General features: G+C 42.0%; 18 protein-coding genes. 8 read left to right on the forward strand and 10 right to left on the reverse strand.

What is annotated here, in order from left to right:
- The first annotated feature begins 2 nt into the window (after positions 1-2).
- The gene (gene mazG, locus FD724_RS20050) at positions 3-824 is read left to right on the forward strand and encodes a nucleoside triphosphate pyrophosphohydrolase (RefSeq protein WP_179073836.1); all 822 of its coding nucleotides are present in this window, start codon (positions 3-5) and stop codon (positions 822-824) included.
- Between the two features lie 205 nt (positions 825-1,029).
- Here mazG and FD724_RS20055 read toward each other — a convergent pair whose 3' ends face one another.
- The 3 genes from FD724_RS20055 to FD724_RS20065 form a co-directional block, all read right to left on the reverse strand.
- The gene (locus tag FD724_RS20055; RefSeq protein ID WP_179073837.1) at positions 1,030-2,097 is read right to left on the reverse strand and encodes an NADH:flavin oxidoreductase/NADH oxidase; all 1,068 of its coding nucleotides are present in this window, start codon (positions 2,095-2,097) and stop codon (positions 1,030-1,032) included.
- Between the two features lie 558 nt (positions 2,098-2,655).
- Entirely contained in the window at positions 2,656-2,862 is a 207-nt protein-coding gene (locus tag FD724_RS20060; RefSeq protein WP_179073838.1) for a hypothetical protein, read from the reverse strand.
- A 1,190-nt stretch (positions 2,863-4,052) separates the two neighbouring features.
- A complete protein-coding gene (locus tag FD724_RS20065; RefSeq protein ID WP_179073839.1) occupies positions 4,053-4,517 on the reverse strand; it encodes a CYTH domain-containing protein in 465 nt (154 codons plus the stop codon).
- Positions 4,518-4,815: 298 nt separating this feature from the next.
- On the opposite strand from FD724_RS20065, the gene FD724_RS20070 reads away from it, so the two are divergent.
- The 3 genes from FD724_RS20070 (at position 4,816) to FD724_RS20080 (ending at position 9,101) form a co-directional block, all read left to right on the forward strand.
- Entirely contained in the window at positions 4,816-5,175 is a 360-nt protein-coding gene (locus FD724_RS20070) for a VOC family protein (protein ID WP_179073840.1), read from the forward strand.
- Positions 5,176-5,275: 100 nt separating this feature from the next.
- Positions 5,276-6,616, forward strand: coding sequence for a recombinase family protein (locus FD724_RS20075; protein ID WP_179073841.1), 1,341 nt, complete (start codon positions 5,276-5,278; stop codon positions 6,614-6,616).
- Positions 6,617-7,481: 865 nt separating this feature from the next.
- On the forward strand, positions 7,482-9,101 hold the full coding sequence (locus FD724_RS20080) for a glycosyltransferase family 39 protein (RefSeq protein ID WP_179073842.1): 1,620 nt from the start codon (positions 7,482-7,484) through the stop codon (positions 9,099-9,101).
- 62 nt (positions 9,102-9,163) lie between these two features.
- Here the strand turns inward: FD724_RS20080 and FD724_RS20085 are convergent, their stop codons facing one another.
- From FD724_RS20085 to FD724_RS20095, 3 genes are all read right to left on the reverse strand, one after another.
- Complete coding sequence (locus FD724_RS20085; RefSeq protein WP_179075564.1) at positions 9,164-10,186, reverse strand: zinc-binding dehydrogenase; 1,023 nt, start codon at positions 10,184-10,186, stop codon at positions 9,164-9,166.
- Between the two features lie 116 nt (positions 10,187-10,302).
- Complete coding sequence (locus FD724_RS20090; protein ID WP_083782393.1) at positions 10,303-10,488, reverse strand: hypothetical protein; 186 nt, start codon at positions 10,486-10,488, stop codon at positions 10,303-10,305.
- A gap of 57 nt (positions 10,489-10,545) precedes the next feature.
- Positions 10,546-11,616 (reverse strand): glycosyltransferase family 4 protein, encoded by a 1,071-nt coding sequence (locus tag FD724_RS20095; RefSeq protein WP_179073843.1) that lies wholly within the window; start codon positions 11,614-11,616, stop codon positions 10,546-10,548.
- Between the two features lie 456 nt (positions 11,617-12,072).
- Here FD724_RS20095 and xth point away from each other — a divergent pair, with 456 nt between their 5' ends.
- A complete protein-coding gene (gene xth, locus FD724_RS20100) occupies positions 12,073-12,855 on the forward strand; it encodes an exodeoxyribonuclease III (RefSeq protein WP_114081333.1) in 783 nt (260 codons plus the stop codon).
- Between the two features lie 137 nt (positions 12,856-12,992).
- On the opposite strand, the gene FD724_RS20105 is transcribed toward xth, so the two are convergent.
- From FD724_RS20105 to FD724_RS20115, 3 genes are all read right to left on the reverse strand, one after another.
- Positions 12,993-14,081 (reverse strand): T3SS effector HopA1 family protein, encoded by a 1,089-nt coding sequence (locus tag FD724_RS20105; protein WP_179073844.1) that lies wholly within the window; start codon positions 14,079-14,081, stop codon positions 12,993-12,995.
- Positions 14,082-14,160: 79 nt separating this feature from the next.
- The gene (locus tag FD724_RS20110; RefSeq protein WP_179073845.1) at positions 14,161-15,402 is read right to left on the reverse strand and encodes a phosphotransferase family protein; all 1,242 of its coding nucleotides are present in this window, start codon (positions 15,400-15,402) and stop codon (positions 14,161-14,163) included.
- A 220-nt stretch (positions 15,403-15,622) separates the two neighbouring features.
- A complete protein-coding gene (locus FD724_RS20115; RefSeq protein ID WP_179073846.1) occupies positions 15,623-15,841 on the reverse strand; it encodes a hypothetical protein in 219 nt (72 codons plus the stop codon).
- A gap of 679 nt (positions 15,842-16,520) precedes the next feature.
- On the opposite strand from FD724_RS20115, the gene aroC reads away from it, so the two are divergent.
- A complete protein-coding gene (gene aroC / locus FD724_RS20120; protein ID WP_179073847.1) occupies positions 16,521-17,609 on the forward strand; it encodes a chorismate synthase in 1,089 nt (362 codons plus the stop codon).
- Between the two features lie 137 nt (positions 17,610-17,746).
- Here aroC and FD724_RS20125 read toward each other — a convergent pair whose 3' ends face one another.
- On the reverse strand, positions 17,747-18,043 hold the full coding sequence (locus tag FD724_RS20125; RefSeq protein ID WP_114081327.1) for a DUF3288 family protein: 297 nt from the start codon (positions 18,041-18,043) through the stop codon (positions 17,747-17,749).
- Between the two features lie 343 nt (positions 18,044-18,386).
- Here FD724_RS20125 and FD724_RS20130 point away from each other — a divergent pair, with 343 nt between their 5' ends.
- Positions 18,387-20,840: an ATP-dependent Clp protease ATP-binding subunit gene (locus FD724_RS20130; protein WP_179075565.1), complete on the forward strand. Its 2,454-nt coding sequence runs from the start codon at positions 18,387-18,389 to the stop codon at positions 20,838-20,840.
- A 230-nt stretch (positions 20,841-21,070) separates the two neighbouring features.
- Positions 21,071-21,361, forward strand: coding sequence for a hypothetical protein (locus tag FD724_RS20135; protein ID WP_114081326.1), 291 nt, complete (start codon positions 21,071-21,073; stop codon positions 21,359-21,361).
- Positions 21,362-21,401: the final 40 nt, after the last annotated feature.

Raw genomic sequence — 21,401 nt, forward strand, 5'->3', positions numbered from 1 at the left:
AAATGACAAATGACAAAGTTGAGACTTTGGCAGCTTTGCAGGAATTGATTGAGGTAGTGGCGAAATTGCGATCGCCTGATGGTGGTTGTCCGTGGGATTTGGCGCAAACTGCTGAAACGCTTACGCCTTATGTGATTGAAGAAGCTTATGAGGTGGTGGATGCAATTAAGAGTGGGGATCAGAAGGCGATCGCAGAAGAATTAGGCGATTTATTATTACAGGTGGTATTGCAAGCCCAAATCGCTAGCGAATCTGGACAATTTTCTCTCAAAGAAATAACTCAGGGGATTTCCCAAAAGTTGATTCGCCGTCATCCTCATGTGTTTGGTGATGTGTCAGTAGCCAGTGTGGATGAGGTGCGGCAAAATTGGGAACAAATCAAAGCGCAGGAAAAAGGCGAATCATCCCCAGACGCGCAAAAACTTAGTGCTAAACTCGGTCGTTATGGGCGCACCCTTCCCCCGTTGACAGCAGCGATGAAGATTTCTCAAAAAGCTGCTGCTATTGGGTTTGAATGGGAAAATATTCAGGGCGTTTGGGATAAGTTTCATGAAGAATTGGGTGAATTTCAACAGGCTTTAGCTGAAGAAACACCAGCGCGACAACAAGCAGAATTAGGCGATTTACTCTTTGCAGTTATTCAGCTAGCCCGTTGGCATAATCTTGACCCTAGTGCTGGTTTGCAAGGTACAAATCAGCGATTTGTCCAGCGATTAGAAAAAATGGAGGCAGTTGTCGCTCGCCCCCTTTCTGATTACAGTTTGGATGAATTAGAAAATTTGTGGCAACAGGCAAAAGCTCAACTTGCCAAAGAAGGCTCATAAATTAATTTCTAATTATCGAACAGAATTCAGGAGTCAGAATTCAGGAGTCAGAATTCAGGAGTCAGAATGAATTTTGTACGAAAAAGCAGATAGCGTACCACTCCGTGGAAGCAAGCTACGCGCAGCGTCTCAAGCCTTAATTTTCAGGTAGGGGCAATTTATAAATTTCCCCTACCGCCAAATAGTAAATTAAGTACAAGTGACATCATAGCCAAGCTCGATCGTATTGAACAGGCCAGAGTTTATCGTGTCCTAACTGTTTAGCTGCCAGATGCGGCCAATAAGGATTGCGGAGTAGTTCACGTCCTAACAACACTATATCGGCTACTTCTGTGCGAATAATCTCGTCAGCGTGTTCAGGGGCTGTAATTAACCCTACGGCTCCTGTATGGATATTGGCTTCGCGGCGGATGCGTTCGGCAAACTGAGTCTGATAACCAGGTTGAATTGGGATCTTGACACCCGGTATAATCCCCCCTGATGAAGTATCAATGAGATCAACCCCTAGAGACTTAAGTTTGTCACTTAAAGCGATACTTTGCTCAATGTCCCAACCCCCATCTACCCAATCGGTAGCAGAAATACGTACCCAGAGTGGATTTGTCTGGGGCCAAACCTCTCGAACTGCTTGAACAACTTCTATGAGCAGACGAATCCGGTTTTCAAAGCTACCACCATAATCATCTTGCCGTTGGTTAGCAAGGGGTGAGAGAAACTGGTGGAGTAGATAACCGTGAGCAGCATGGATTTCCACTATCTTAAAACCAGCTTGCAGAGAACGTTTAGTACTTTGGACAAAGGCATCAATAACTTCCTGAATTCCCTCAAGACTTAGGGCTTCTGGAACTGGACTATCTTGGCTAAAAGCGATCGCACTACTCGAAACTAAGGGCCGCCAACCTTCCTGAGATTCATCCAGCGTTTTCCCTCCCTTACTGGGTTTGGCAGTGCTGGCCTTTCTACCTGCATGAGCAAGTTGAATCCCTGCAACAGCTCCAAAGTTATGAATCAATGCCACAGTTTTGGCTAAAGTTTCTATATGTGCATCTGACCAGATTCCCAAATCTTGCGGGCTAATGCGCCCACGCGGTTCTATAGCTGCTGCTTCTGTGAACACTATACCCGCACCGCCTACTGCACGAGAAGCTAAATGAATAACGTGCCAATCATTAGCATATCCATTTGTACTGGAATATTGACACATGGGTGAAACAGCAATGCGGTTGCGGAAGGTAACTTCACGAATCTTGAATGGTTCAAACAGATGTGCCATTAATTATTGATTCCTTCTCTTGCTAGGTAAAACAAATTGCGGAGATTTACAGGATGAACTCAATTTTGCATGAAATAGCTGGAGATATTATATGGAGGAGATTCTAGTAGAAAAAGTAGAGTAACCCAGGTAGCATGAAAGGCTGCAAATATTAGTGCAATGTTCAACACTGTTTCTCGTAATACAGGCGGTTCACGAAGGAGTTGCACAAGACTTAATAAATCCCACCTGCTTAAGCTACGCTCCATATCAGCCAGTAGCGGCTGATTGTAGTAGACATTAGCCACCGCTAATCTTACGACAAGCCGCTTCTCTTCGAGATGCTTCTCTTGGAGAGGCTGCGGAAATGCGATCGCGTCTTTGCTAAAGTTACAACGGTACTTCGTTGCGTCAGCGAATTCCTATCAGTGGTCAGAGCAGTATGCTCTTTAGAACTCATTATGATGCACCAAAATATAGAATAGTCGCTTAATTACTTCTTGAATAACGATCTATGAGACGCGCAAAGAAGGCGGAATTTTTATATCGGAAGTGTTTCGTTGATGTTGAATTGGTGGTTTATTTACGCCGTAGTGCAGCAGAAGCCTGATTAAGATTTGGATAAATCGGCTTATCATCAGACTCTTGCCTCTGCAATTCCCAGATATCACATCCTACTTCTTCTTGATCCACTAATAACTGTAGATTATCTGGTAATTTAGTTTTTTGCGAAATTGTCCAATTTTCTCCATATAAACATTCTCTTTCAATTTGTCCAGAAAACATAAGTTTACTCTCCAGTAATGTTACAGCTTAAGTTTAGTAAGTCCTAATTTGTGAAAGACGAAGCAATAAATTCTCATCTTTCATTTGCATTTAAAATACACGTACTATTTGTCCCTAATATTGTTTTTTAATAAAGTTTTTCACTTGTGGATAGTTAAGTAGCTTGTTTAGCTTCTGAGTTTTGGGTTCCTTTTCTCCACCTAATTGGACTCCTTCACCGATTTAAGATTTTCCAGAAAAGACCGAGTGTGCTTAATAAAACTATATTTAATGCCACTAAATTGATTGTGAGTTCCTTGACAGTTTTATTCATAAAAGACCTTTTTTAAGATTGGAAACCCCAACCTCAAAAAAAATTAATTTAGGGTAATTAACTCATTAACACTCCTGACTTTTCAGGGCATCTGGAAAACCTCTCTCCTTTTAGGATAGAGATTTTGAATTTTCCTGCTTCCCGCGTCGGGAAGAGGGTTCGGTTTTTGGTGGACTTTTCACGTTATGTGGAAAAGTCAGGTAATAGAGGCTAAAAGTTTATTTGGCACTAAATTTTGAGTTTATTGGCTAACTCAGATAATTTACTGAATATACTACTGTAATTCGACCAGTTTAACGTAGTATACACTTATGAGACTTACATAAATTGCGCTAAAAAACAAGAGTCTATTAAAATTTATTAATATTACTCATTCAGAGAGTTAAGTCTGTGGCGAAAACTTTCTAAAAAAAATAAAGAACAAGTATAATTTTTGTCCTCAATGGTTAAAACAACAGATTCTGCGTCGAATGCGTTATGGGATGTTTTAAAAGTCTCATTGTGGGTATCAAAAGTTCTAGATGCCTCTAAATCCATGCCACCTGCTCATGGTGGAGACTCCCTTGGCGCTCAGTACTGTTCGCTAAAAGGGAAAAGGACTGAAAGGCTTGATATATAAGGTTTTTCTCCTTTAACATGAGTCTCTTTCCCCCAAAAACCGACAAGTATTGCCTTCAATACGGTTCAGTTAAGGCTAAAACTCTTTGCCAAAGTCAATTTTTTTATGAACCACAGAGACGCAGAGGGCACTGAGAGAATAAAGAAATGCTTAACTGAACTGTATTGCCTTAAAAAGGGTGACTTTGACTGTAGTCGATGCCGAAAATTTGACCAGCAGTTTGCTGTCCAAATTAGGATGTTCCCAATATTTTCGCCATTACCATTGTGAAAAAGGGTGTTTTACTAAATTGCTGTTGAAATATCTGGAATCATCAGAAACTTCTTGTCCAATCCAACTTGGTAGTTCAATTTCTTGATTTTCATTAGTCAGTTCAACTTCTGCCAAAATTAATCCTTTATTAACACCATCAAACTCATCTATTTCCCAAATCAAACCACCCAATTGAATTTTATATCTGATTTTTTCTATAAAAGGACGTTCACATAATGCCTCAAGCATTTCTTGAGCATCTTCAACAGGAATAGGATACTCAAACTCTAATCTAGAATATTTTATACTGGGGCCTTTAATAGTCAAATAACTCTTTTCCCCTACTATACGTATGCGTACAGCCACTTTGTCTTGTGTGGCAATGTATCCTTGACGATATACACTACCTTCAACTAATCCTCTCCAGCTATCTCCTTTCACTAAAAATTTCCGCTCTATTTCTTTCGCCATTTTAGTTACCTGATTATTTGTTTTTGTCTAGAAACAAGCTAAGTTATTGTCAAAAAAATCCATGCGATCGCTTATTTGCACAATGACTATCTCTTAATTCAGTGTCTCCCCATTAGTCAACTGCTGTCAGGATTTAGGTCTGTCAAATTTTTCAACCGCATACTCTGACTCTAATACACCCTTACCTAACTTTAAAATATGTTGGTAATAACAAGCTCTACTAGGGGTGGAGAATAAGTACTTCATAAGGGTTCAAAGTACGTCAAAATTTAGATAAACGCGATCGCACTTACCGACAATGCAGATTACCCAAAGTCTCCATACAGCAATTCTTGTGACTGATTTAGAACGCTCTGAACACTTTTATGGCAAAGTATTGGGATTATCCAAAATAGATCGTTCGCTGAAATACCCTGGTGCATGGTATCAAGTCGGTAACTATCAGATTCACCTAATAGTTGCACCTACTGTCCCTACCGAAAACCCCAACGAAAAATGGGGACGCAACCCCCACGTCGCTTTCTCAGTGGCTAACTTGGACGCTGCAAAACAAGAGTTGCTCGATCATAATTATCCCATTCAACCCAGCGCTTCCGGTCGCCCTGCCCTATTCACTCAAGATCCTGATGGAAATATTATTGAATTGAGTCAGCAGTGAGGAGGGGCAAGGGGCAGGGGAGCAGGGGGCAAGGGAGCAGGGGAAGAAGAACTATTTATTGATTATTGACCAATGACCAATGACAAATGACAAATGACAAATGAAAATAATTGCTTACTCTTACACCAATCCACTATTAGAATCTTCTCCCGATCAAGCTGATTGGGGATGGGAGGTGGATCGGGTTTATGAAGATTTGGGTAAGCCAGAGTCTTATGTACAGACTACGCGAGAGTCCTACGGACACGCTACGCGATCGCAATTACAACAATTATTTACCGATTGCGAAACTGAACCAGCAGATTATCTCTTGATTCGGCGACTGGAAGAATTAGGGGATACTGTAGAGGAAATTAGCGATCGCTTACATAAACTCGAAGCGATGGGAGTAGCGATAATCGCTACAGAACAACCCTATACTTCCGAAAATTATCCTTTGGGTGCTGACTTGCTGAATTTGCTAAATGCAATCCAACGCCAACAACGTAGTCGTCGCATCCGTCAAGGACACGCCCGTAATCGGCTTGAGGTTGCACCGCCACCTGGCAAAGTTCCCTACGGCTATCGCAGAGGTAAGGGAAAATATACTGTTGATCGCAGTACTTCACCAGTAGTCAAAGATTTTTTTGAACACTTTTTACTCTATGGTTCCCTGCGGGGTTCGGTTCGTTACTTGGCGAAAAAATACGGCAAAAAAATCTCTGTCACAACTGGGCGACGCTGGTTGACTAATCCAGTTTATCGCGGCAATACAGCTTACCAAAATGGTGAAATTATCTCTAATACACATATTCCGATAATTTCTAAAGAAGAAGCAGCCCAAGTTGACCGACTTTTACGCCGTAATAGCCGTTTACCATCCCGAACTGCTAGTGCTAAACGTTCTTTAGCTGGATTGGTTGTCTGTGCTGAGTGTCAGTCACATTTGACAGTTACTCGTGTCACCCAACGCAACCAAGATAAGGAGTATCTTTATTTGCGTTCTACTAGCTGTCCTCAACGCCCCAAATGTAAGGCTATTTCCTACCAAGAAGTGTTGGAACATACAATTGAAAACGTTTGCCGTGACTTACCCTTAGCTGTCGCGGGGGTGAATTTTCCCCAATTGGATGCAGTCAAGAATAATTTAGGGCAAGCGATCGCTCGTCAGCAAGAAATACTTGCTCAATTACCTGCTTTAATCGAAACTGGAATTTTAGATGTTGAAACAGCAAAGCTAAGGGCTTACAAACTCCGCACAGAAATTTCTGCACTTGAAGCAAAGTTGGCGACTCTTCCCCCAGTTAATTTGCGTTCTGTTGCTCAAGCTGTTTCAATACCCCAATTTTGGTTAGATTTGTCGGAAACAGAGCGACGATTTTACTTTCGAGAATTTATCAGACAAATTAAGATTACTATTCAGAATAAAGAGTTGCAATTACAAGTTATTTTTATTTTTTAATGCCAGTGTTAAAAATAAATAATATATCCCTAGCAATACCTAAATTATTCACTATTTAACCACGAAGTAATTCTAAAATTTACCAAATTGTGATTAATAAAACCTTTCTAATATTTAATTCTATTGCTCATTAGTGTGTATCATTATCTCGTTCTCTGTCTTCGGATGGGAATGCCTAAAATGAGGCTTTGTCTGTTAACTTTCGGCAGAGGCAATGACGTGCATTTCAAGCCTCTGGCTAGAAACGAGGCTATTAGCCTTAGAATAAATTCCAAGGTAAAATGCTAAAGAACCGGAAGATTTAAAAAATATTGGTAATTACTTAAGTATTCACCCAAAAGTATATGCACTAGGGGTAATACTCTGCGGTAAGCCTCTTCTGTACGTTCGCGCAGCGTGTCGCAGTAGCTTGCCCTTACCGAATTATCAGGGTTTTGGCTATTGTTTGCGTAAGTCATATTATTATCCAAATCAATTAAAACTAATTTATTTAAGTATTCAGCACGTTCTTAAACCACTGCAACAAATGTTCCATATATTTCTGAATTTAGCTAGATAAAAACTAAGGAGATAAAAATTAAACTAAGCATCATGCTCAAAACAAAATAAATACAAGTTAATTTACGGACGAAGGAACAGGTGATAAATAATTTTTTGACTGTATTATTTTTATCATTTTCCGATTTATATGTTGTTTCAATAGTTAAGATAAATTTTTCAAAAAATAGCGCTAATTAGATAAAGTTGAGTTAATCTTGGAAACTAGCAATTGTTAAGAATATACGTTGCTACTGGGTGGCAACATTGGAGATTCACTTTGGTCTCTATGTAATCAAACCAGCAAGTAAAATGATTAACATAGAATATGCAAGAAGGAAGCTTTATTTGGAGTCATCTAGAAAAACAGCATCGCACGGTTGGCAGATGGATTGATTGGGTATGGCTAATAGTATTGCTGTTGGCAGCAGTATTACTGTTTAGCATCAATCTGGGAGGATTGCCCCTGCGAGATTGGGATGAAGGGACTGTGGCACAGGTTGCTCGTGAAATTTGGCACGCCCCAGCAGGTTCAATGCGTTGGCTTTTCCCAACGCTAGGAGGCGAACCATATCATAACAAGCCGCCTTTGATACATTTGCTAATTGCCTGGGCTTATTCTCTAGGAGGCGAAAATGAGTTCACAACTCGCCTACCTGGAGCAATTTTAACAGCCACATCTGTACCTTTACTGTATTGCATTGCCCGAGAGATATTTCGCCAACGTTGGGCTGCTATTTATAGCGCCTTAATTTATCTAACAATGCTACCTGTGGTGCGTCATGGGCGGCTGGCAATGTTGGATGGGGCGATGGTAAGTTTTTTGATGGTGATGATGTTGTGCGTGTTGCGATCGCGCCGAGATTTACGTTATTGCCTTGGTGTTGGTGTCAGTTTTGGGTTGATTTGCCTAACTCAAGGACTGCTAGGTGTGTTGCTAGGTGCGATCGCGATCGTATTTCTGTTTTGGGATACGCCACGGCTGCTCACCTGCTACTATCTGTGGATAGCAATCTTCATTGGCATTTTGCCTGTAGCTGGTTGGTATAGTGCCCAACTAATTCATTATGGTTACACTTTCGCCCAAGTTGGGCTTGTAAACCCATCACTAGGTCGAATTGGCTCATTTGTAGAGGGTAATTCTGAACCACCTTGGTACTATGTGGTTGAACTTCTCAAATACACATGGCCGTGGTTATTATTCTTACCGCAAACTGTCCGCTTAACCTGGGAAAATCGCAACCTTAGCTGGGCAAAACTAGTAATGGCGTGGAGTGGTGTTTATCTATTGGTAATTTCTTTCATGATTACCAAAGTCCCCTGGTATTTATTCCCGATTTACCCCAGTTTAGCTTTAGCTTTTGGTATCCAGTTATCAGAGACAGAAAATTCGCCTTTACTTTCATCCTATCCCCGCGCTTGGGTTGCTGGTTTGGCGATACTTGCTGTAGTTGCTTCTGCTGGTAGCATTTATTTCAGTTGGGGTACAACATCACAAACAGACTTACAACTGATTTTTGCCGCAGTCGCTTTAACTATGACCTTAGCAGCTATTTTGGCAGAACGAGGCGACGGGCAATTTCTGAAGATTTTGTTTTGGGGAAGTTATCTTTCGCTACTGTTGTTAATGAAATCTAACTACTGGGTTTGGGAATTATCTGAAGCCTATCCAGTTAAACCAGTCGCCGCTATGATTGCGCGGGCAAATCCGGCTACGAGGAAGATTTACACATCTTTTCCCTACCATCGTCCCTCGTTGGATTATTATAGCGATCGCACCATTATTCCCGCTTCTGTTGGCGAACTGGAATATTATTGGCACTACAACGGGCAACCCTACTTCCTACTTCATGCATCTGCTTTGAACAATCTCCAACTAGATTCGATGAAGTTAATTGACCAAGCTGAAGGCTGGAAGTTAGTTACAAAAGAAATTAATCGTCTTTAAGTAGGGCATCGGGCATTGGGTATTGGTTATTAAATTCTTGCTCACACTGTAATTAACATGATCTAAGGAATCATCGCTACCTTAATTACTTGTCGCGCCTTCATCTCACAAAACACCTGTTCTAAATCTTTTAATGGCCGCTGTTCACTAATAAGTAACTCAAAGGGTATTTTGCGACTAGCGATTAGTGCCAACGCCTCCCGCACATATTCTGGTGTATTGTGAAACACGCCTTTGATTGTCAGTTCGCTGTAGTGTAGCTGTTCTGTATTGACGGTAATGCTGGTATCTCGTGGACATCCACCGAATAAGTTAACTGTTGCACCAGGACGGGCGCAGGCGATCGCAGTTTCCCAAACAGTTGGTACACCTGTGGCTTCAATCACTACATCTGCGCCCCGTCCTTGGGTGAGTTCTTTCACCACATTGGGAATATCCGGGATTTGATGATAATTAAAAGTCTGGGTTGCACCCAATTTCTGACCAATTTCTAGCCGATGGTGATTACCTCCCCATAGCAACACCTCAGCTTTCTCACTCAACGCCGCCACAAACATCAGCCCAATCGCCCCATCTCCTAAGACGACTACTTGATCTTTGGGCTTGATATTAGAACGGGCTACACCATGTAAAACACAAGCTAACGGTTCCGTCATCGCTGCTAATTCCCACGGCAACTCATCGGGAATCTGCAATAAATTATGCTCTACTATCGGTGCGGGAATTTTCAAGTATTCCGCAAAAGTCCCGTTATTCCATGTCAGATTCGGGCATAAAGAATACTCTTTACGTTGACAAAAAAAGCACTTCATGCAGGGGGCAGAATTATTAGCAACGATGCGATCGCCCACTTGCCAATTTGTAACGCCTGCACCCAAGGCAACAATTCGCCCAGCAGCTTCGTGACCAAATAGCGTCGGCGGTTTCAACATCTTGGCATGACCACCACGCCGCCAAACCTTCAAATCTGTACCACAAGTTGTTGCTACCCCCACTTGGATCACAACTTCGCCAGCCGCCGGAGTGGGGTCAGCAACTTGCTCTAACCGTAAATCTTCTTGCCCATAAAGTAACGCTGCTAACAAAGCTTTAAACCTATCAATTAGCTCCATCCGATTTTACCAGTTGAAGCTAATTTATAGGTCTAAAAAAATCAGTATTGATTTCTAGTCAAGTTTTATCTATTTAAAAATTGCAAGAACTAGGTATTTACCACTGGCTGAGGAACAACTCCGGTGTTCCGGGTATCCACATTAGGTAAGCGAATAACAGTTAATAACGGTACTTCTTGTCGGCACGACAGGCAAAACCAATATAGTTCACCATGACGGGCATGACGCAGGAGGGAACCACCGCAACATGGGCAAGTGTTGGCTCTCGTACTCATACCAATGTCCTCCTTAAAAAAATTTGTTGTTTAAACTCAGCAAGAAAAAGCAGTTGATTAAAAATGTATTTTCGTAGCATAAATGCGACCATTCGATTCTATGCGGTCTTTAATAATTTGTCTGTAAATAGCTTCATATTCGTTAACCATTTGGTTAACACTAAAGTTGCTTTCTACATGTTTTCGACAGGTTTGACGATTGAGTTCCAAAGCTAGGGGAATCATTGCCGTCATTTCTGCATAGCTTTTGCAGATAAAGCCTGTTTTACCGTGGGAAATCACTTCAGGTACTGAGCCGAAATTCATGGCAATTACTGGTGTACCAGTTGCCATTGATTCAGTCATTACTAATCCAAAAGGTTCTTGCCAGTTAATGGGGAAAAGAGTTATGGCAGCATTGCCCAGAAGTTCAGTTTTTTCGGCGTGGTTAATTTCGCCAAGATATTCAATTTGCTGACCATCAATGTGGGGGGCAATCTCTTGTTCAAAAAACTTAGAGTCGCCGACATCAACCTTTCCTGCCATCTTCAAGCGCCAACCACTGTTCTTTGCAATAGCGATCGCATGGTGTGGCCCTTTTTCTGGCGAAAAACGACCTAAAAATGCCAAATATGGAGGTTCTGACGGTTGGGCTACGAAAGGATAATCTGCTAGCTCAATTCCGTTATAAACAGTGCCAACATAATTTAGATCGACTTGACGCTGCGAGTTACTAATGCTGATGTATGGTTGCTTCTGGTAGTAGCTAAATGCGTGCCGGGTGTCGTTAGTAAAATTATTGTGCAGGGTATGCACTGTAGAAGTTGCTGTTATGAAACTCGCTAAAGGTAATGCCGAAATCCCTACATGAGAATGGATAAGATCGAATTCTTTAGCACGTTGGTAAACTTGGCTCAGTTCTAGCATTTCGTACACTGCATACTCTTTAACATTCGGGTCTAAGCGCAATGCACGCGGATAAACTGCTTCTAAATAAGCCAAAGTTTGAGAATCGCCAGAGGCAAATAATGTTACCTCATGACCGCGACGAACAAGTTCATCAGTCAAGCGACTCACTACCAGTTCTATTCCTCCATAACTAGGAGGTGGAACCCTTTCCCATAAGGGGGCAACTTGAGCGATTTTCATAAGTTTTTTTGGTTCAGTCTATGAAATTGTCCTCAATATAATGAGTTGCATCATTATTGTATGAGAACAAAGCATTTGTACTTACTATTTTGACATTTAAATTAACCTAACAGGCTACCAAAAACGCAATACCGATTAACCGTCCCGCAAATTTTCTGTCTACAAATTTAAAGGACTATTCGGCAAAAGTCAGCCCTGAGTTACATTTCTAACGTATAACTAATCAATTAGTTGTTGCATCTGTCTTGGGGATCATAATGAAGTAGAATATTTTGTAGCAGAACTTACAAAATTGAATATTTGGTAGCTGACAATACTAAAATATTCAATGGGATCAAATGATTAAAGGTTTGTTTAAACGTAATTGGGAAATGGAAAAGAAATTATAAATATTAAGTAATTGTACAATAATTACACAATTTGTAATTATTAAGTTTCAAAAAATTCTGATAACTAATGAAAATCGCTACTTGGAACGTCAACTCAATTCGCACTCGCCTCGAACAGGTTACTGATTGGTTAACTAACAATCCCGTTGATGTTCTCTGCTTACAAGAAACCAAAGTTGCGGATGCCGAGTTTCCGCGATCGCCTTTTGAGCAGTTGGGCTATAACCTTTATATATCAGGACAAAAATCTTATAATGGCGTAGCCCTGATTAGCCGCCAGCCACTTTTAAACGTAAGTAGCGGGTTTAGGGCGATTTTGCCAGATTTACACCACGAATGGGATGAGCAAAAACGGGTCATTACAGGTGTAATTGATGGTGTTCGGATTGTTAACTTATACGTTCCCAACGGTGCAGCAGTAGGAACTGAAAAATATGAATACAAACTGCGCTGGTTGACCGCGCTACACGAGTATTTGCGAGTGCTTGCGCTGTCGGAACCTGCAATTTGTGTGTGCGGTGACTTCAACATCGCCCTAGAAGACAAGGATATTCACGAACAAGTGAGTACAGAAAATCACATTATGGCAACAGAAACCGAGCGTCAAGCCTTGCGCGAGATTCTGCAACTAGGGTTTGCCGATGCTTTTCGCAAATTCACCACAGAAGGCGGAAATTATAGCTGGTGGGATTATCGCGCCGCCGCCTTCCGTCGCAACTTAGGTTGGCGGATTGACCATCACTATCTCACACCCGTGCTTTATGAACGTGCTACAAGTTGTATTATTGATGCCGAACCCAGAAAATTAACCCAACCCAGCGACCATACGCCGGTGATTGTGGAATTTTGAATTTTGAATTTGGGAATTGGGCATGGGGAAGAGGACAAGGGGACAAGGAGAATTGGGGACAAGGGGAAAGACTTGTTTCAAGTTCTCATCTCTTGTCCCCTTGTCCCCTGCTCCCCTGCTCCATTCCCCATTTCCTATCAATTTAACGGCTTATATATATCCTCAGAACTGGGATTGAGATAAGGGCGCTGCAAATCTATTAGGTGTCGCGCAAAGTGTTGGTCAATAACCCCCATCCGTTCCTCCATCGCATTCTTACCTTTCTGCCAAGCTTCCAACAAAGCATTAGCGACAATTTGGCAACGGTTCATCCCAAAACTTTCTTGTGCGGCAAATTTTTGGGTTGGTTCTTCAGCTAAACCTAAACCTGGGGCTAAAAATTTGGTAAACAAGGGGATTTCGGGCTGGAAATGGGATTGATTTTCTGGATAAATAGCCTGAAGGATTGTGCGGATTGCTGGATAGTCGGGGAGTTCAAAGTAGAGTAGCCCCGAATCATAGCGTCCGTATGCAGAAGGGTTGTGAAGAACCTGAAAGCTAAAGGGAATGGAGGCTGCATTCAATTGTAGTGTCAGACTTTCCATAAGAGCGATCGCACCAGATGGCGTAAAGTTAAAGTAAATTCGCCCTGCTCCCAAATCAGCATCGGGGTTGCTTTGCCGTTCCTGTCCGACATTACTAACTGCCAAGTAAGAGCCATTTTGCAATCGATTTTTGGGCATCCAGATTGCTACTATGTCACCCACTTTGGTAGATTTCTTGCTGGATTTGAGATGGCAGTCTGGCTCAACATAAAGTGTTAAACCGCCTTTAGTCACAGCCATAGTCCCATCAGGTTCTTTTCGCAATACCTGCCATTGAGGGTCAAAGTAACCTATGCCGTGATTACTGGCGTGTAGATGCTCGTAAAAGTTCCAATCAATTTCTAAGATGGAATTATCTGCTAAATTATGCTTTGATGGGCAATTACTACTATCAGTATTGACTGCTAAAGTACTTTGTAGAGAGCCATTGTAATAGATCCCATAAAGAAAGTTCCGCAGCAGTAGAGTTAGATATTTCTGTTGTAAATCTACAGAATTTTGCTGAAATCTATCGGCTACTTTAGTTGGCAGAGCAAAAGGTTGATAATTGGGATGATAAATACAAAAATTTGGTTCAATCTGAATATTCTTAGCAATATCGAATAGAGAATTTAGCGGTTGAGTGATAGAGTAATTTAGCATTAATCCATTTAGAATTCAAACTTTAAAACAGAATTCAGGAGTCAGGAGTCAGAATTTATAATTGTTCTGTTCCCTGCTATTAACAACCACGAAGCCGAGTTTTTTCGTAATAAAGACGAAGTAGCTGTGGCTCTTTTACAGGCTGAGGAAGTTTATGAACTGTCCCTACAGGATTAAGGATTTCTGACTCTGATATTCCGAAAATAGTCAGTACACCTTGCTGCGGCATAGTGAGTAAACTTTTAGCCACTTGCAGCATACAAATATCAGCATTATTAAAAGATTTGCGGCAGGTAATCATATCCTGAATTTGATGAATTAGTGCCAGTCCTGCAAACTGGATAACGCGCACAATAAAGTCACTGCGGTATTCCAAAATCATTGGGAAAGCATTTAGATAACCCCTAATGAGGGCAATAATTGAAGGTTGTAAACTCTGCAACGGTGTCAAAGCCAGATGTAGAGATTCTTGTAACTCAATGGTGGGATCTACGACGAGGCTATTTAGCCAAATTCGTAAATAGCTTGCTAGTAAAGTCCCTAAATCAAAAGCTGGATCTCCCCAAGAACAAGCTTCCCAATTAATTAGTCTGACTAGGCAATTGTCTAGTTTTTCCCACCTGGAATGAACCAAGATGTTGTTCAATTTCAGGTCGTTGTGAGTCAAGCAGCAGGGATTCCAGTCATACGCCAAATCTGCGATCGCAGATTCCAAACTCTCCGATTGCTGGTAGAGTAAATAAAATTTCAGCGCATCCGTGGGAACCGTCCCAAAAATCTCCGGCCCAATTGACTCTAACCCTTGCGCCGGATTGTAAAAGCCATAGCGAAACTCTCCTTGGGGAGCAGTTGCCATAAAATCCCGATATTCTCGGCGGTTGTAGGTTGCGCGATGGAGTCCCGCTAAAGTAGTGCCGATCGCAGTGGCAATCTCTTGTGGAAAAATATCATTGTTGTGGTACAATGTCGCAAGTTCCCGATATTCACTTGAGTAATTGCGGACAAGGATGGAATTTTCTTCGTCAAAATGAACTACCAACGGTGCGATCGGGGAAATATTGCCGAGAACTGGAAACTGTTGGAGCAACTGATGAAATAGCCACTCCTGAAACAATTCATGAGGAGCGCCGTCATTGCTTTTAACGTTACGTTCTTGTTTAATGAGCAGTTTACGATTATCTGCTAGAGTCACGAGTAAATCGAAACTGTTCTTACTACTTCCTGGCAACTCAGATTTATCTGATGCGTCATCTTCTGAGCTACACAGCCCCGCTTCTTGCAGATACTGGATAACGTTATGAGAAGACAGTGATAATACCATGTATTATTTCCTACTTCATTAAATTACTTTAACTTATCTATGTCGGTATTTGCTTGTACTTAGCAGTTGTCGGTAGATAGTGAATAAAAATAAAGATTTGTACAATCTACTAATATCCCATTTTTCCGATAAAAACCTGCCAAAATGGTACAAAATCCTTTACGATTGCTTTAAAATTCACTCCTAGATACGGTGACATCTTTACACTTTATCAGCATAGTTACTTAGATACATCTAGAGCAAGTTTTGTGGTAGAGCCTTTTGATGTATAAGCATCTTCAGCAAAAAACTGATTGGCGGCAGATGTTATTTGATGCTCAGTAGTCATCCTGAAAGCAGCGAAGAATTTCAGTAATCCTTCGCAGTAGGAAGCATGACATTCAACGCTATTATTTTTATTTATCATCCCAAAGCCAAAAAAACCGGAATTTTTAGGCAATTAGTAATTATTTTTTTCTTTAATTTTCAGAATTGATGCCTATAAGCCTTGTTATTACGTCATTTGTCTCACTTACGTATTGTAAATGGCTATAGGCGATCGCAGACAACGGTTACATGAGTGCATCTTATGGAAATGTACTTTTGTCAAGGATGTTGAGCGAATCAGAAACCTCTACAAGTAACTCGTGAGTTAGGCAAAAGACCACTTGCCGCTTATGACCGAGGCTACGGCAACGCCAAATTCGTCCAAACTCAACGTCCAAGCTACCAAAACAAAACTCTGACAATGCACAACGACCATTGCGAGATAGTGTTAAATTGCTACTCCATAATTTTGAACGAGATTGGATAGATAATAGGTATAAAGTAGAAGCTTTGTTCCGTATTTTTTTTTGTTTGTACTCTTGTGACAGTTGTGGTTGGCAAAAGAGCTTAATTTTTTCACTATATCTATCGGTTAACGCCTAATTAAGCCGTTGTGAATTGTTAGATTTTCTGGCAGGTGTAACCATTTGCTCTTTGAGCAGATAATTATATGCGTCCGCTTTCATGACCGGAACTGCAATGATACTGTTGCATAAATACTAGAAAATAGCGAAGAATTCTACAAAAAGCAAAGACAAACTTTTGAAGAACTCTAGGTAGAATACATAAGCCTCACCTTTTTCCTCAAAATCATGGGCAATATTTTTGGTCATTTATTTCGCATTAGTACTTTTGGCGAGTCTCACGGCGGCGGTGTGGGAGTTGTGATTGATGGTTGTCCTCCCCAACTAGAAATTTCGGCAGAAGAAATTCAGGTAGAACTAGATAGAAGGCGGCCGGGACAAAGTAAAATTACGACTCCTCGCAAAGAAGCTGATACCTGCGAGATTCTGTCAGGAGTATTTGAAGGCAAAACGCTGGGAACGCCCATAACAATTTTGGTACGTAATCAAGATACTCGTCCCCAAGATTATGACGAGATGGCACAGAAGTATCGGCCTTCTCATGCTGATGCAACCTATGATGCAAAATATGGCATTCGCAATTGGCAAGGTGGGGGTAGGTCGTCAGCGCGTGAGACAATCGGGAGAGTAGCAGCAGGTGCGATCGCTAAAAAAATTCTTCGTCAAGTTGCCAATGTCGAAATTATTGCTTACGTTAAGCGCATCCAAGACTTGGAAGGTGTAGTTGATCCAAATACTGTCACCTTAGAGCAAGTAGAAAGTAATATCGTTCGCTGTCCCGATGCTGAATGTGGCGATCGCATGATTGAATTAATTGAGCAAATAGGTAGACAAGGCGATTCTATCGGCGGTGTCGTAGAATGTGTGGCGCGAAATGTGCCGAAAGGTTTGGGCGAACCAGTATTTGATAAATTAGAAGCTGATATTGCTAAGGGTGTCATGTCTCTCCCTGCTAGCAAAGGCTTTGAAATTGGTTCCGGTTTTGCGGGAACGCTACTAACGGGAATTGAGCATAACGATGAATTTTATATCGATCAAAATGGGGAAATCCGTACAGTAACAAACCGTTCTGGCGGTATTCAAGGCGGGATTTCCAACGGCGAAAATATCATTTTGCGAGTTGCATTTAAGCCGACAGCAACAATCAGAAAAGAGCAGAAGACTGTAACTCGTGAGGGCGAAGAAACCCTATTAGCAGCAAAAGGAAGACACGATCCTTGTGTATTACCGCGTGCAGTGCCAATGGTTGAGGCAATGGTGGCGTTGGTATTATGTGACCATTTGTTACGGCATCATGGTCAGTGCAAAGTCTTGTAGTCTATATATCGACTTAGGAGAGACGTGATTAATCGCTGAATTAGAAGAGACGCGATGAATCGCGTCTGTACAAGAGTTGGAAGTATGAGGGAATAATTAATTCCCAATGCCCAATGCCCAATTCCCAATTCCCATTTCTAATTCCAATCCTGTTCGTCTTTTTTACCGCGACTTTTGTAAATACCGCCCAAATCGTGAATTTTGCGAGTTTTCTCAAAAAGCTCAGTTTCGGTCAAACCCCACTGCTGCAAGACTTTATTTAGGTCTTTTTGGATGTCTCTTGCGCCTGGAAAGCCTTGATAACGCATTCGTAGCCTAGCTAATTCTGCTAAGTTATAGTCTGTCGCCTCTTGAGCGAGTAAGATATCAATAAGGGGGCGATCGCGATTATAAAGAGGGTGTTGTTGGTCTTTACCAACCGTTGGTTCAATCATCGTCAGTCCTGAGTGTTGTTAGCGGATAGTTAGGGTTTAGCCCGTTCTGAGTCCTGAGTTCTAAGTTTAGCCGAGAGCAGAGGAGCAGAAAAGGCAAAAAAAATCATCTTCTCCACGGAAAAATTAATTGTAAAATTGAGAACTCCTTACTTACTCCTAACCTCTAACTCACAACTCTTAAATCCTCTTAGACGGCTAGTACACCTGATGTCTTACGGCTCTCACCACTGCCACTTAACTTTAAATAAAGTTACATTAGTCCTTAAGAAAATACAAAAAACTTTAGATGAGGGTGAATTTTATATCACCCAAAGTCCAAGCAGCGAGGGAGCAAGAACCCATTATGTTTGAACACTTCACTTCCGAAGCCATTAGAGTAATTATGCTAGCTCAGGAAGAAGCACGTCGCCTGGGACACAATTTCGTAGGAACTGAACAAATTCTCCTGGGTCTGATGGGAGAAGGAACTGGGGTTGCTGCTAAAGTGCTGGCCGAATTAGGCGTTACCCTCAAAGACGCACGTCGTGAGGTAGAAAAAATTATTGGTAGGGGTTCTGGCTTTGTACCACCAGAAATTCCTTTCACTCCCAAGGTGAAAAGCCTCTTCGAGCAATCTTTTAAAGAAGCTCATAGTCTGGGACAGAATTACATCAACACAGAACACTTACTCTTAGGATTAACTGAGGCTGGTGAAGGTGTCGCCGCCAAAGTCCTGCAAAATCTGGGAGTTGACTTCAAGAGTGTCCGTAGTGCCATAGTTCGCCGTTTGGGTGAAAATGCACCTGCTTTCGCTGGTAGTGGTAATCAAAAGCGCACCCAACCGCTAACGATGGAAGAATATGGCAGAAATTTGACCAAATTAGCGCAAGAAGGCAGACTCGACCCTGTAGTTGGTCGTGAGAAGGAAATTGAGCGGGCTATCCAAATTCTCGGTCGCCGCACTAAGAATAATCCCGTGTTGATTGGAGAACCAGGAGTTGGTAAAACTGCGATCGCAGAAGGTCTAGCTCAACGAATTATCAACCAAGATGTTCCCGAAACCTTACAGGATAAGCAAGTTATCAGCCTCGATATGGGGTCATTGGTAGCTGGAACTCGCTTCCGTGGCGATTTTGAAGAACGCATCAAAAAAGTTGTGGAAGAAGTTCGCACTGTCGGCAACATCATTCTGGTAATTGACGAAATTCACACCTTGGTTGGCGCTGGTGGTACAGAAGGTGGTTTGGATGCAGCCAACATCCTCAAGCCTGCCTTAGCACGGGGTGAACTCCAGTGCATCGGCGCAACTACCCTGGATGAGTATCGCAAGCACATCGAGCGCGATGCCGCCCTAGAGCGTCGTTTCCAACCAATTATGGTTGGTGAACCATCGGTAGAAGAAACCGTACAAATTCTTTACGGCTTGCGCGGCGCTTATGAACAGCACCACAAAGTCACAATTTTGGATTCGGCACTTGTCGCAGCCGCAGAATTATCAGACCGCTATATTAGCGATCGCTTCTTGCCAGATAAGGCAATAGACTTAATTGATGAAGCTGGTTCTCGCGTTCGTCTGCGGAACTCCCAAAGTTCTCCCAATAAAGAACTCAAGCGTGAACTCGCTGGCGTTACCAAAGAAAAAGAAGCAGCAGTCAGAGTCCAAGATTTTGACAAAGCTGTAACTCTACGCGACCAAGAGTTAAAACTCGCAGAACAACTGCAAGCAACATTTACACCAAACGAGCAATCTGTCAACTGCACTGTCGTTGACGAAGAAGACATTGCTCAAATCGTTGCCTCTTGGACTGGCGTACCAGTCAACAAACTGACTGAATCTGAGTCAGAGTTGCTTCTGCACCTAGAAGACACTCTGCATCAACGCCTCATCGGTCAAGAACAAGCAGTCTCGGCTGTATCTCGCGGTATCCGTCGCGCCCGCGTTGGCTTGAAAAATCCCAATCGTCCCATTGCAAGCTTTATCTTCTCTGGCCCTACCGGAGTCGGTAAAACAGAATTGGCGAAGGCACTAGCTTCCTACTTCTTCGGTGCGGAAGACTCGATGATTCGGCTAGATATGTCCGAATACATGGAAAGTCATACTGTCGCCAAGCTCATTGGTTCGCCTCCTGGTTACGTCGGATACGACGAAGGCGGACAACTTACAGAAGCCGTGCGGCGGAAACCTTACACAGTGTTGCTATTCGACGAAATCGAAAAAGCACACCCCGATGTATTCAATATGCTGCTGCAAATCTTGGATGACGGTCATCTTACCGATGCCAAAGGTCGGAAAGTTGACTTCAAGAACACGCTGATCATTTTGACTTCCAACATCGGTTCCAAGGTAATTGAAAAAGGTGGTAGTGGTTTAGGCTTTGACTTCGACACTCAAGCCGACGCTAGTTATAACCGCATCCGCACCTTGGTAAATGAGGAATTGAAAGCTTACTTCCGTCCTGAGTTCCTAAACCGTCTTGATGAAATTATCGTCTTCACCCAGCTTTCTAGGGATGAAGTGAAGCAAATTGCTGAAATTATGCTTCGTGAAGTTTCTAAACGCTTGACAGAAAAGGGAATTATTCTTGAAGTTAGCGATCGCTTCAAAGAACTTGTAGTACAAGAAGGCTATAACCCTAGCTATGGCGCTAGGCCATTACGTCGGGCAATTATGCGCCTCCTTGAAGATTCTCTCGCTGAAGCAATGCTGTCTGGTCAAATTACAGATGGAGACACAGCGCTTATCGATGTTGATGATGACTCTCAGGTGAGAGTACAAAAATTAGAAAAACGAGAATTGCTGTTGGCAAATGTTGGCTAATTTTATACCCGATCACTTTTTGCTGTAATATTTGAGAAATAATTAGCCTCTCATCTAAGTAGAGGCGATCGCAGGGTCATCTTCGACAAACATAAAGTGAAATGGTATTATTTCTCACCCCTAGTAGATATACTGGGGGCTTTTTTTATGCAATTTTCTTGGAAGTGGGCAATACCCACTTACCCACAGATGTTTATAATGAGTTTAGGATATAGCAGCATAGCAGCAATATGATTGAAAATCAGGACTTCCAAATAGTTAAAGATAGTGTCAAAACTGATGGCAAAGGACGATTAACCTTGGGTACTGTTGCCAAAGCAAAGAGCTATCGAGTGCTGATTAATGAGTTAGGACAAATTCTGCTAGATCCAATTGTAAGCATTCCACAAAGAGAACTTTGGATATGGCAAAATTCTATAGCTCGTAGCTCATTAGAAGTTGGTATAAAACAAGCAAGTTCTGGTGAACTTCACGACTTAGGTTCATTTGCCCAGTATGCGGATCTAGAAATTGATGAATAGAGGATGTCACCAGGACACTAGCCCTGAACACTGATTTCAA

Origin of the sequence: Nostoc sp. C057, from assembly GCF_013393925.1 — a bacterium.
In the GTDB taxonomy this organism is placed as follows: Bacteria; Cyanobacteriota; Cyanobacteriia; order Cyanobacteriales; family Nostocaceae; genus Nostoc; species Nostoc muscorum_A.